This is a genomic window from Mesoflavibacter sp. CH_XMU1422-2, assembly GCF_037029245.1.
Taxonomy (GTDB): domain Bacteria; phylum Bacteroidota; class Bacteroidia; order Flavobacteriales; family Flavobacteriaceae; genus Mesoflavibacter; species Mesoflavibacter zeaxanthinifaciens.
Window position 1 is genome coordinate 30,779 of the sequence record NZ_JAYMEE010000092.1, and the last position, 12,090, is coordinate 42,868.

The following is a 12,090-nucleotide window of genomic DNA, read 5'->3' on the forward strand; positions in this document are numbered from 1 at the left end:
ACTTAAGAATTTGAACCGTGCTGTACACGGTTGGCAGTCATTATATTTTGAATTTCCTCAGCATCGTAGTAGATAATACCACCAACTTTAGTGTATGGCAGCGTACCATTGATACGAAGATTTTGCAAAGTGCCTGGGCTAACTTGAAGCACATCCATAACTTCTGAAGATTTGAGATACCTTTTGAGTTTTCCGGTAGCTTGTTTGGATAATAGTTTTTTGATGTCATCGAGTAATTCCATCTTGAATTCCCGAAGGTCGTCTGTTGTAATAATACTTGTCGGCATAATAGAACGGTTTTAATGGAAAAGGACTATCAAGTATTTTTATATTTTTAATTGATAGCCCTTAACCTGATTTGACTTTCGTTCTACAAATTTGAACAGCTTTAATGGGTTTTATTCCCCAGTACAACCGTACTACGGTCAAAATTTAACATTTTGAAATTTGATACTTTTTGATTGATTTTGATGTGTGGAAGTATGCTTTCGCGACTGCAAAAAGAGTAAAATTTATTAAAAAATTGAATCACCGTAGGTCAACCGTACTACGGTTACTTTTTTTTGTTGTAAAATAAAGGACTGTAGAAAAAATCACTCTTCGCTTTTATCCATTTCTATGAGCAAAGATGTAGAAAGTTGGTCGAGAAATAGTGTTCTGCTATTTTTTCTGTTTTTTATGTCCTGATAAGTCTTGTAAATATCTTTTGGTTCAACATCGAAGAGCTGTTGTAACTTTTTGGATACTTGCATTATGCCTTGATTATTTTGTTTACCCAAACCTTTAGCACATAGAGCATAGACTAATTCTACATAATCTGTGTTTGAAAATGGCCAATGCATTTTTTCAACCGGTTGAGTAGTTACTAATTTACCATTCAGGTTGTTTTTAATGCTACGCTTTTTCTCTGCCATATAATGTACCAATGAATAATAAGCTCTGTACTTACCAAGTAGCATATCTCTAGGCGTGCAAAATTCTGGGTCTTGAAAGTAAAATTTTGAGGTAGTGATATGAAAAGTGTCTAGGTAATCTCTTGTATAATATTCTTTATCAAAATTAGTGGCGCCAGAATCTACATAGCGACCAAAATCTAAATTGTAAATAAAAAATCGGTTAACTTTCTGCATTTTCCTTTTAAGAAATTTAAGTTGTGAATCTTTGTCTGTTTTTGGGAATTGAATCTCAAAAGAACGAATTTCAGAAAAATAAATGAGTTGTTTAAGTGGAATTTGTTTTGTGTATTTAAAAAAGAAAATCTCATCTGAAATTGATTTGAAGCCATTTTTTGCAATTTCTTTTTTAAAACTGCCTAGAAGTTTTGTGCATATTAAAATAGAACGATTTGATCTCTGCATTATGTTTTTTGAATTTTCTTTGATTTCTAACAACTGATTTTCTAAATTTTGAGCAAGTAATAGTAGCTTCATATCTAACTTTTTACAGGGTTTTCAACTGTAAATAGATAGAGTTATTTTAGATTTTGAAAATAGTGTTTAGTGGTAACAACCTATAGACAGTTTGATAAAATTTATCAATAATTATGCCTTTTTTTGTATAAATTAACGTTGAAGTAATTAGAAGCCAATATAAATAAGTAATTTGTGATGCACAAAATCATTTATAGAAATACTCAGAAATAAATTAAAAATTATCTAACATTATAGCGATTTTGCATACAGTTTGGACTATGATAAAATCATTTTGACACTTTTATATAATTTTTTTTGAAATAAAATATATTAAGTTCATTGAAATTATTATTTTTGTACCAGACGAGAACAAAATGAACTATTTAGCATTGTAAATAGGTCACAAATCGTCAACATTATTGAAGATATTTGGCAGTTATGCTGCTATGGTTGGGCTCATAGAGCAAGGTTCGAGTCCCGTCCAGACCGCATAAGCTCATCGAAAGATGAGCTTTTTTTATGCCTAAAAGTTAATTTTGTTAGGTGTTTCCCTTGTAACGTCTTATAAATATTGGTTTGTTTAAAAACCATTATTTCGCCATCTTTAGTCATTGTTCGACAAAATTCAAACCCCTATTAGAACCCCTTTGTTTTATTTTTCTGGTTACTCCCTAAAAAAGGGTATAGATTACCTAGTGCTTTTATAATAATCAAATTTTAACATTCTTTGAAAGACTGATTATTATTGACTTTCTCATTGATTTTACAAAAAAGACAAAGAACTTAGCTACAAAAAAAATCCTACTGGATATTATATAGTAGAACGCAAAAACGTAAATATTATGAAATTGAATTACAATGTAAAAGTGATTATTAGAAAAGACAAGAAAAGAAGTGATAATACTTGTCCTTTGTATTTAAAAGTTACTCTAAATGGTAAACAGCTAGTGAAATTGTCTATGGGCGAAAGTGTTTTACAGGAACACTGGGATAGTAAAAACCAAAAAGCTACTGGAAAAGGTTATGGAATGTTTAACGCTCATTTAAATCGTTCCGTTTTGGAAATAGAAGATTTGATTAGCGATAGAAAAGCAAGAGGTAAAGCAGTTTCTCGTGACGAAATTGTAAGCGTGTTTAAAAAAGAAGATACGGAATGTTATTACAAGTATTTTGATGAGGTTTTTTGTAGAAATAAGTTTACTGAAATATCCCAGTACACTAAAGAAAGTTATCTTCTGTTAAGAAAGCGACTAAAAGAATTTAAGCCCAATCTAAGATTAAGTGATATAGATTTAAGATTAATACAGGATTTTAACTATTTTCTTTTAGTTAATAAAAATACAGGAAAAGGTGGAGTTTGGAATAGACATAAAAATTTTAGAACAACCTTAAAATTAGCCTATGATTTAAAGCTAATCGATGATTACCCATACAGAAATTTTAAGTTGGATAAACCAAAAGCTAAAAACGAAGCATTAACCTTACAAGAACTTAACGCTATTGTAGATTTGGATGTAAGCTTTAACAAGAGATTAGATGAGACTAAGGATAAGTTTTTGTTTGCTTGTTATACAGGTTTACGCTTTGGAGATGTAATGAATCTAAAGTGGGGTAATATTAAAAATGGTGTAATGCGCATAGTACAAGAGAAAACTAAAAATCCTGTTCAGATACCTTTAAATAAACAAGCAAAAAGAATTATTGCTAAAAATGTTAAGATGAAAAGAGAACGAAATACTGTTTTTAAAGTGGTTAGCAATCAGAAAACTAATTATATACTTAAAGAGATAGCTGAATTAGCAGAAGTGGATAAAAATGTATCTTTTCATCTTGCTAGACATACATTTGGTACAATTTTAGGAAAAGACCAAAACGCTTTTACTATTATGAAATTAATGGGGCATAAAAAAATAAGCACCTCAGCTATTTATGTAAACACTGATGTAGATACTTTAAAACAAACTATGCAAACGGTTAGTTTTAGATAATTTTAGAAACTGATGCTTAAAATTTGTAAATTGGCGACATGAAATAAAAAAAGAAAAATATACATATAAGTTAGCGTTAGCTATTTACTCTTGTTGTTGAAAACTGGTAATTTTTAAAAGATGCAGAGATGAATAGACTGATGCTCACGCTATGGCGTGGGCTTAGTTTATCTGCATCAAGGTATACCAGTACCTCAACAACAGTAAGCTACAGTTCCACGCTTATTTTTTTACTGTTAATACTCTTTTCGGAACTGATAGAGTTTATAAAATTAACAATGAAAAAACATCTTATTTTAGCTCTACTATCTACACTAATCTTTATTAAAAAAAGTAATTCTCAAGTAAATAGTTTATCAGATTTTCTTTACTTGTCAGAACTTTCAGAATATGGGTTAACCGACTATTTGCAGTCAAATTGGGAGTTGCAAAGTCCAGCAGAAACCATTAAAAACAGAAAAGCTACATCTGTTTTTACTTTTACCTATAATTACAATCAGAAAAAACAGGTTTTAAAAAGGGTTATCAATATGGATTTAGATACTGCTTATAAAATAAGAAGTACAACTTTTATCTCCGATGATATATCATTTTTAGAGCGAGTTGAAAAGAGTTTGTCAGCTAAAGAATTTTTTGAGGTTGGTAATGAAGATAGAAAAAAATTGTATGAAGACGGAAATAGAATATTGACTATTGAAAGGGACTTTCATAAAAGAGCTAAAGGTCTGTATAAAATTACAATTATGTATAAGGATGATTTTATTCTATATGCTAAAAAAAGTAAACTCGAAAGCACTATAAAAAGCGACAATGTTCGAGTTAGTCAAAAATGGAATATTAAAGGAGTAAAAGATGATGATTTAGGTACTTTTAGTTTAAAAGTTTATGAGAATTGGGATTGTTATATTGAACTTTATATAAAAGGAAAACTTTACAAATCCAGTAAGTGTGATAGCGAAAATGAAACTGCAACATTGTCTAATGGGGTAAATACAATGAAAATAAAATATGCAACACCTGAACTTACTGATATATTGATAGATGTTTTAGGAAATGAAACAAAATTCGATTACGTTTTAAATGAAAATGCACTTAAACAAGATACTGAAATAGTATTGCCCATTAGTAAAGGACTGAATGAAGAAAACGAAAGGAATAACTATGGAGGTATTTCTAAAGCTAAAGCTACAGAGGATAAAAATACTGATAGAAAAGTTGTTTTTAAGCCTATTAATAAAGGAGCTGATTGTGATGAAAAAGGTATTGTTGCTTTAGAGGTCGTTATAGATGCTAATGGAAATTACATAAATAGTGAAATTTCGAGAAGAGGTACAACCAACTTTTCAGGTTGCCTGTTACATAAAGCTACAGAATTAGCTAAAAAACATAAATGGAATAAGGTGTCTGATACCAAAAATGATAATGTTCGCTTAGAAATAAATTTCAAATAACTTATTAACAAAAAATAGCGTCATTTTTTAGGGTAAATTGTTAATAACTGTCATTTTTTGAGAGGGTTAGTCAAAAAAATCATTTTTAATTATCCATTGTGATTTTAATCTTTGGAAAAAAAAGATGAAACAATTAGATTTTACTTACCCAGATTTTAATGAAGTATTTAAGTTACTTTATGTGTTTTCAGATTTAAGCTATACACAATGTCCTAGTTTGTTATTTAAGAGGCAAAAGAATGAGGATTATTACGTATGTAAATACACACCTGACATACAATTGAAATTGGAAGAAAGATTTTTTAAAGGAAACAAGGGTGTTGTATTAGAGATTAGAGATTTACTAAATAAAAAAGTAATGACATCTAAATTTATGAAAGCAGATTTTCGGACTTTTGATAGAAAGAAAGGTTTTGTTGACTTTGATAATTATAGTATCAGAGGAATTGACGAGTTATTTCCAAGTTTTTATGGCGAACTTGTATCATCCTTTCATTATTGTTCATTTAATAACTTTGCAAGAGAGGACAGTTATACATTAACTTTAACGCCAAAAAATAATAACAAGGAAATAAAAATCGGAGTATTTGGTACTAGTGATTTAACAAAGCAAGATTTTAAAATCTACAAAGTAGAAAAAGCATTAAAACAAGAGTATAAAAAGCTATGGAAAGAAAATTTTGAAAAAGCTAGTAAGTATTTAAAGGTGTAAATCATATTAATTTAACCAGTTTTTAAATGGTTTAAGATGAGTTTGGAGTTTAATTAGATTTACTCCAAGCTCATTTTTTTTAATGGTAAATAGATAATTTAAGTGTTTGAAGAAAAATCTTTAGTTTAACATTTTGATAATTTGTAAATTCAAAACTTAATTATTTTTTGAATGGCAAGAGATTTTGATTACTTACTAAAAAAACATGGTCGTGAAGGATCAAGACAGGTTTTTGAGGATGCTTGTGCTAAAGCATTTTCTAAAGAGTTTGAAGATGCTTTTCCTATTGAATGCAATCCAGGAGATGAAGGAATAGATGTTTTTGTAGGAGATTTTTCTGAAAAAATAGACGTTTATCAATGTAAATGCTTCTTTTATGAGATTGGAGACAGTCAAGTTAGTCAGATTAACTCTTCATTTAAAAAGGCGACCGAATCCAAAGAATACAAGTTAAAAAAATGGGTTTTATGTGTACCTAAGAGTTTAACAATTCAGGAAGCTAAATGGTGGAGTAAATGGAAAAAAAGAAAAGAAGAGAAATTTAAGATTAAGGTAGATTTAATGGATAGTGTTAAACTCTTGAATCTTATTACAAAACATAATTTACATTTAGAAATATTCGATGAAGAAGAGTTGATATTGTTAAATCAAATATTAGATGAGTTAACAACAAAAAAACAAAGATTAAAAGAGATTTTTGAAGTTCCTGTTGAAATGGATTTTTCTGATAAACTTTTCACATTAAAACTTAAATCAGCTAATATTAATGAACACTTAGATGTTTTTAATAAGCAGTTCTTTAATGCTGAAATTTTGACAAAAGAAGTTGAAAGTAGAAATATCCAAAATGAACTAAAAGAATTAAAGAGTCTTAGGTCTGTATTAAATGAGGTATGGCTAACCCAATACATGTTATACGATGATGAATTTGATGGTAATAGACTTTTAGCAATAGTTAACAAAAGAATTGAAGATTTGAATGATAAAGATATTTTAAAAACAAAGCTTGATATAAGTTCTTCAGAAAAAAAAGGAATTATGCACCAACTTGCAGATGAATGTACAGTTGGATGGGTGAAAAATTATAAAGAAAGATTAAAAGAATTTTTGAAATAACAAATGATAGCAATTGGAGAAAAATATGAACTTATTATAAGTTCGATGAGAGTTTTGAGTTTGCTTGAAGCTTTTAAAAAGAATAAAACATATCAAATGACTTTTGATAAAATTATATTGTTTGATTTTTATATGAAATTCCCTCAGACAATGATAAGAGAGGGAAAAGATGTTTCTAATTTTGATTTTGAAGAGTTATATTCTTTTTTTCATTCGCACCCTGATAGAGATAGTTATCACAGGATATTGAATTTCGCTTTGTCAAAAAGACTTGTTTCTAAGGAGATATTAAATTCATCATTTGTATATAAAATTACAGATTTAGGAATTGAAGTTGTCAATGGTATTCAAAATCCATTTTCTGATAGAATGAGAGCTAATGCATTGTTAATAAAAAAAAATATTTCTAAAATGAGTGAAACACGAATAAAAGAAGAGATAAATTCAAAAAGCTTAAATAACATTCACCTTTTATGAGATTAAAATTTAATAAACTGTCACTTGTAGGAGATGATAAAAACTATGAAGTTGAATTTAAAGATGGATTAAATTTTATTACTGGTCCAATTTCAACTGGAAAATCTACAATCCTTGAGCTTATAGATTATTGCTTAGGTAAAAAACGGCATAAAAATTATGAAGAAGTTAGGTTGAGATGTAAATATGTATCACTAGACCTTTATCTGAATAATGAAAGATTTTTAATTGAGCGACCTTTGTTTTCGTTTGATTTACCAGTTAAAATTCACGAATGGAATCAACAAAAAATGAGCTTTAATGATGAGTTTAATTTTTTTATTGTCACTATGCCAAAAGAAGAAAATTCTTTGGCTGGATTTTTACAAGAGAAGCTAGAGATACCTGAAATGAAATTATCAGGTCAAACGTTTAGTTTTAGAGATTTGTTTAAATATTGTTACATATCTCAACCTAATATTGATAGTGAAAACATACTTGATGAAAAACATTATACGAAAGCTTTTAAAAGAAAACCAACTTTAGAAATTATACTTAATTCATTAAATCAACTTTTAAATGAGCTAAAAAACGATAAAAAAGAACAGTCTCAATTAATTAATGAGTTACTAGATAGAAAAGAAGCTATTGTTAAATTTCTTAGAGATGTTGAGTTGTTTTCTACAAAGTCTCAAAATGAAGAGAGAAAAGCGTCATTGATTATAAAAAGAACAGAATATTTGTCGCAATTAATGGAGGTTAAGAATAATGGAAAACTTAAAAATGACAATACAAAATCTTTAGAGTTTCAACTGTTTAAATTAAAGAATAAAATTGAAAGTCTTAATGAAGAAGAAGAAGAGATTAGAAAGTACATTACTAAATTAAATTTACTTCAAAATCAATACTCTAATGAAATAATTAAACTAGATTATTTGATATTGTCAAATGGGAAATTACAAAGTATTGAATTTTCTTCTTGTCCCTCTTGTAATAGTGAAATCGATAAAAAAGAACATAACAATTGTGATTTGTGTGGTAATACTTTAACTGAGTATAATGAAGAAGAAGAAAAAGCAATAAAATTAGAGAGAAAAAGATTAAATATGAGGTTAAACTCTCTTAAAGATTTTATTGAAGAGCAAAAAGAATTGTTATACCAAAAAAGCAAACTTAAAGATAAAAGGAAAAGGCAAATACAAGAGGTAGAGGAAAAAATTAACACTATACAGAAGCAGTACATAAGTCCTTTTATTGAAAAAATCGAATTGTTGAATAGGAATATTGGAGAGTTAGATAAAAAAATCGAGAATTTAGAATTGAGTTCGAATGTTCAGGAAGAATTGACCATTTTAGCGGATGATATACAGAAGAAAGAGAATAAGCTTAAAGATATTAGAGAACAAATATCTGAAATAGAAAATGATAGTACCGATTTTTCTAATATCATTAGTCGATTGAGTAAAAAATTCAGTAACATTTTAAAAAGTTTCCAGTTTCCAAAACTTAATAACGCATACATTAGTGATAAAAACTATTTACCCTATGTTAGAGGTACTAAATATGATGAAATAGGGAGTTTGGGGGCTGTTACCTTAGTTAATATAGCGTATTTCTTGTCTATTTTAGAATTAAGCTTAGAACTGAAGAAATCATATCACCCTAAAGTTTTACTATTAGATACAGTTGGTAAAAACCTTGGTACAAGAGATGTCGAAGATGCGAATGATGAATTTAAGGATACTAAAATTTTTAAAGCTGTAATTAAATATTTAGTAGGTTTTTCCGAAAAATATAAAAGTAAAATGCAACTTTTTGTTATCAACAATGATTATACTGAGGATATAAATGAATCTGATATTATTGTGAAGTTTGATGGTGATGGAACTAAAGGTTATCAGTATGGCTTAATAGATGATGTAATCACTTAGATTAACTTAATTGAAATATCGAGCAACCTGATTAGGTTGCTTTTTTATTCTATAAATTTAAAGTTTAACAAAATTTTAACACGTTTCTGCAAACGAAAAAAACTTTTGGAGGTATAAGGTAAATGTAGGGAATAGTCCCATTAATCTAAAATTTATACTTATGAAAAGAGATGTAGAAATGTACAAGTTAAAAGTGTACACCATTAAAAAATTAAAGGCTTTACAAAAGCTAATTGAAGAAAACAAACAAAAGGATTGGCTAACAGTAAATGAAGTAATAGAAGACTTTAACATAAGTCGTAAAACGTTTGATAGATTAAGAGAAAAGGGATTAAAAGTTTCTCAGCCAAAACGTAATGGAAAAATTCTTGTAGAAAGAAATGAATTAGCGAAATTTTTAAATAGGTAGTTATGGTAGATAAAATAAAATTTTCAGTAACAAACTATCTTGTTGATAAAGAAATGCTCAATTCTTACAGGGAATTTGGAAAATCAAGATATAACCCAGAGATTTCTGTATTTGTAAAATACCTTACTAAAGATGGTGATCTAAGCAAGAAAAACAAAAAGCATTCCTTAAAGTTAACATTAGCTTACGATACAAAATATGGGAATCATAAATTGTACATAGAGGGCAGTATAAGAAAATGGTATTATGGAAAATATAATATTAGAGATTTTAATTACAAAGATTTCTGTCATTGTATTACCCTTTTAAGTAAAAAATTAGGGATAGATGAGAACATTTTATGGAATGCAGAAATAACAAAATTAGAAACTGGTGTAACGGTTAGGTTTACCAAAGAATTTGAAGGTATTGCACTTTGTGTATCTCAATATAAGAACTTTACAAAGAATACATACGAAGACAAAGGAGTAAAGTTTAAGGGCAAAAATTACCATGTTGTTTTTTATGACAAAATAAGGGAGATTTACAACGATAAAGACAAGTTGGAACGCTCTTACGATAAAATAACAAAAAACAACTTCTTGTTTAGATATGAAATACAAGGTCATAAAGTAAGCGGCATGAAGATGTTTAACAAGAAAGTAGATACTTTATTAAAAGTAAAAAATAATTGGAAGTATCTAGGGGATAACTTAATTAAGACGCTTGACAAAGTCGAATTTATTGATGTTATATCACCAGAAGCTTATATAAATCTTAAAGGTGGTGCAATTACAGAAATGTCAGAATTTTTAATTTACAAAGGAATAAAGGCTATTGGTATAGAAAAAACACGATTATTGATAGAAACTTTAAACCCTAAAAAGAAGACTAATTGTAGAAAAAAATATAATGAGATTTACGAAAAACATTTAATTGAAGATAGGCGAAATTATGAGGACATATTTCGTCAAAAAGTAGCTAAAAAAGTGAAATCTATTTGCAGTAAATAGCTAGTTATATAATAAGAGTAATCTAAACCCTAAATAAGGTATAACATATAGCAGTTATTAAGAGTAAATAATTAAGTATAAGTAATGGACATATAAAACCATAAGTTAAGAATAAGTAAAAGCATGCAGTAACATATAACAGTAGATGTATTGATATAGTTGTATGTAAAATCTTTAAGGGTAAAGACAAGTTAAAGATAAAGAAGAGTAATATTTTTTTTGAACCAGCCACGAAAAGTAATAAGTAGAAAACGAGAGTTGAATCGTTAATGGCTTAAAAACTGATTTTAGTGTTTGTTTTTTGAACTTAAATCGTATTTAAGCAAAAGTATTCTTATGGAAGATAATCGTTTAAATTTAGTCCTTTAAAATGAGTGAAACTAAATTTATATTTTTGCTTGTTTAATTGAAAATTGATTGTATCTTTGCTTCCGCTTAAAGAAATACTTTTTACAGAAAGTACCCCTGTAAAAACCCCTTTAAAGCTTGTAGCTTTTGAAATTATGTATAAGATATAGGGCGGAATATTAAGATTGATGTCTTCCCGTCCAGACCGCAAAAATTGTTAAAGCTCCGAGAAATTGGAGCTTTTTTTGGCAATAAAATTTAGTTGTGTTGTTTGACAGATGTTGATGTCTGTCAATGGTTTAAGTAGTTAAACCAATGGAAAGCTTTCCTTTTTTCTGTTTTGTTTCAGAAATTAGGGATGCTTTTTTGTTTAAGGACACTTTATCCTTCATTTTAAACACTTTATCGATTTATTTACTTAATTTAGTCTTCTAATTTTACTTTCGTAGATATTTATAAGTGTCCCTAAATCAATATACTACGCTTATAGTATTAATTATCCATTTTAAAAAGTACAATATCCCTCATTGTATGTAATTTCTTGTTAATTCAATTTTAATGATTGAACAAGTACACTTTTGCTTAAACAAAACAATATAAATTTTAAAATAATAATTAATATGAAATCCCTTAAAATCACATTTCTAGCAATTTTCTCAACTATCTTATTAACTGGATTAATTTCAGCTAATACATCTTCTTCTTCTTCTAAAAACTCTAACAAGGAAGTCAAAGAGATACAGGTAGATTTAATCTCTATGACAGATAAAAAAGTGTCAAAAGTACCAACGCAAGGTTAATTAATAATTCACAAAAAAAATATATACAATGAAATCCCTTAAAATCACACTAATAGCAATCGCATCAATCGCCATATTAACCGGAGTATCATCAATAGAAACAGAAACAGTTACTAAAGAAGATAACAAAGAAGTAAAAGAGGTACAAGTAGATTTAATCTCTATGACAGATAAAAAAGTATCAAAAGTACCAACGCAAGGTTAATTAATAATTCACAAAAAAATATACACAATGAAATCCCTTAAAATCACACTAATAGCAATCGCATCAATCGCCATATTAACCGGAGTATCATCAATAGATACAGAAACTGTTACTAAAGAAGATAACAAAGAAGTACAAGTAGATTTAATCTCTATGACAGATAAAAAAGTATCAAAAGTACCAACACAAGGTTAATTAATAATTCACAAAAAATATACACAATGAAATCCCTAAAAATCACACTAATAGCAATCGCATCAATCGCCATAT

13 protein-coding genes are annotated in these 12,090 nt (G+C 28.1%); 11 read left to right on the forward strand and 2 right to left on the reverse strand.

What is annotated here, in order from left to right:
- Positions 1 to 2: 2 nt before the first annotated feature.
- Positions 3 to 287 carry a helix-turn-helix domain-containing protein gene (locus WA340_RS13025; protein WP_336129410.1) on the reverse strand — a complete coding sequence of 95 codons (285 nt, stop codon included), beginning with the start codon at positions 285 to 287 and terminating at the stop codon, positions 3 to 5.
- Positions 288 to 593: 306 nt separating this feature from the next.
- Positions 594 to 1,430, reverse strand: a complete 837-nt coding sequence (locus tag WA340_RS13030; RefSeq protein ID WP_336129411.1) for an RteC domain-containing protein — start codon at positions 1,428 to 1,430, stop codon at positions 594 to 596.
- An 824-nt stretch (positions 1,431 to 2,254) separates the two neighbouring features.
- On the opposite strand from WA340_RS13030, the gene WA340_RS13035 reads away from it, so the two are divergent.
- From WA340_RS13035 to WA340_RS13085, 11 genes are all read left to right on the forward strand, one after another.
- Positions 2,255 to 3,400, forward strand: a complete 1,146-nt coding sequence (locus WA340_RS13035) for a site-specific integrase (RefSeq protein WP_336129412.1) — start codon at positions 2,255 to 2,257, stop codon at positions 3,398 to 3,400.
- A 278-nt stretch (positions 3,401 to 3,678) separates the two neighbouring features.
- Positions 3,679 to 4,851 carry a hypothetical protein gene (locus WA340_RS13040; RefSeq protein ID WP_336129413.1) on the forward strand — a complete coding sequence of 391 codons (1,173 nt, stop codon included), beginning with the start codon at positions 3,679 to 3,681 and terminating at the stop codon, positions 4,849 to 4,851.
- A 124-nt stretch (positions 4,852 to 4,975) separates the two neighbouring features.
- Entirely contained in the window at positions 4,976 to 5,563 is a 588-nt protein-coding gene (locus WA340_RS13045; RefSeq protein ID WP_336129414.1) for a hypothetical protein, read from the forward strand.
- Between the two features lie 171 nt (positions 5,564 to 5,734).
- Positions 5,735 to 6,679 (forward strand): ABC-three component system protein, encoded by a 945-nt coding sequence (locus tag WA340_RS13050; RefSeq protein WP_336129415.1) that lies wholly within the window; start codon positions 5,735 to 5,737, stop codon positions 6,677 to 6,679.
- A 3-nt stretch (positions 6,680 to 6,682) separates the two neighbouring features.
- The gene (locus WA340_RS13055; RefSeq protein WP_336129416.1) at positions 6,683 to 7,156 is read left to right on the forward strand and encodes an ABC-three component system middle component 2; all 474 of its coding nucleotides are present in this window, start codon (positions 6,683 to 6,685) and stop codon (positions 7,154 to 7,156) included.
- Entirely contained in the window at positions 7,153 to 9,066 is a 1,914-nt protein-coding gene (locus tag WA340_RS13060) for a hypothetical protein (RefSeq protein ID WP_336129417.1), read from the forward strand. The genes WA340_RS13055 and WA340_RS13060 overlap by 4 nt, the downstream gene beginning before the upstream one ends.
- Positions 9,067 to 9,226: 160 nt before the next feature.
- The gene (locus WA340_RS13065) at positions 9,227 to 9,475 is read left to right on the forward strand and encodes a hypothetical protein (protein WP_336129418.1); all 249 of its coding nucleotides are present in this window, start codon (positions 9,227 to 9,229) and stop codon (positions 9,473 to 9,475) included.
- A 2-nt stretch (positions 9,476 to 9,477) separates the two neighbouring features.
- Positions 9,478 to 10,467, forward strand: a complete 990-nt coding sequence (locus WA340_RS13070; protein WP_336129419.1) for a hypothetical protein — start codon at positions 9,478 to 9,480, stop codon at positions 10,465 to 10,467.
- A gap of 968 nt (positions 10,468 to 11,435) precedes the next feature.
- Entirely contained in the window at positions 11,436 to 11,615 is a 180-nt protein-coding gene (locus tag WA340_RS13075; RefSeq protein WP_304142717.1) for a hypothetical protein, read from the forward strand.
- 28 nt (positions 11,616 to 11,643) lie between these two features.
- Positions 11,644 to 11,820: a hypothetical protein gene (locus WA340_RS13080; protein WP_336129420.1), complete on the forward strand. Its 177-nt coding sequence runs from the start codon at positions 11,644 to 11,646 to the stop codon at positions 11,818 to 11,820.
- Positions 11,821 to 11,847: 27 nt separating this feature from the next.
- A complete protein-coding gene (locus WA340_RS13085) occupies positions 11,848 to 12,015 on the forward strand; it encodes a hypothetical protein (protein ID WP_336129421.1) in 168 nt (55 codons plus the stop codon).
- The last annotated feature ends 75 nt before the right edge of the window (positions 12,016 to 12,090 follow it).

Coding starts and splice junctions, on each gene's coding strand:
- WA340_RS13025 (WP_336129410.1), bottom strand. CDS start 287: ATGCCGACAAGTATTATTACAACAGACGACCTTCGGGAATTCAAGATG.
- WA340_RS13030 (WP_336129411.1), bottom strand. CDS start 1,430: ATGAAGCTACTATTACTTGCTCAAAATTTAGAAAATCAGTTGTTAGAA.
- WA340_RS13035 (WP_336129412.1), top strand. CDS start 2,255: ATGAAATTGAATTACAATGTAAAAGTGATTATTAGAAAAGACAAGAAA.
- WA340_RS13040 (WP_336129413.1), top strand. CDS start 3,679: ATGAAAAAACATCTTATTTTAGCTCTACTATCTACACTAATCTTTATT.
- WA340_RS13045 (WP_336129414.1), top strand. CDS start 4,976: ATGAAACAATTAGATTTTACTTACCCAGATTTTAATGAAGTATTTAAG.
- WA340_RS13050 (WP_336129415.1), top strand. CDS start 5,735: ATGGCAAGAGATTTTGATTACTTACTAAAAAAACATGGTCGTGAAGGA.
- WA340_RS13055 (WP_336129416.1), top strand. CDS start 6,683: ATGATAGCAATTGGAGAAAAATATGAACTTATTATAAGTTCGATGAGA.
- WA340_RS13060 (WP_336129417.1), top strand. CDS start 7,153: ATGAGATTAAAATTTAATAAACTGTCACTTGTAGGAGATGATAAAAAC.
- WA340_RS13065 (WP_336129418.1), top strand. CDS start 9,227: ATGAAAAGAGATGTAGAAATGTACAAGTTAAAAGTGTACACCATTAAA.
- WA340_RS13070 (WP_336129419.1), top strand. CDS start 9,478: ATGGTAGATAAAATAAAATTTTCAGTAACAAACTATCTTGTTGATAAA.
- WA340_RS13075 (WP_304142717.1), top strand. CDS start 11,436: ATGAAATCCCTTAAAATCACATTTCTAGCAATTTTCTCAACTATCTTA.
- WA340_RS13080 (WP_336129420.1), top strand. CDS start 11,644: ATGAAATCCCTTAAAATCACACTAATAGCAATCGCATCAATCGCCATA.
- WA340_RS13085 (WP_336129421.1), top strand. CDS start 11,848: ATGAAATCCCTTAAAATCACACTAATAGCAATCGCATCAATCGCCATA.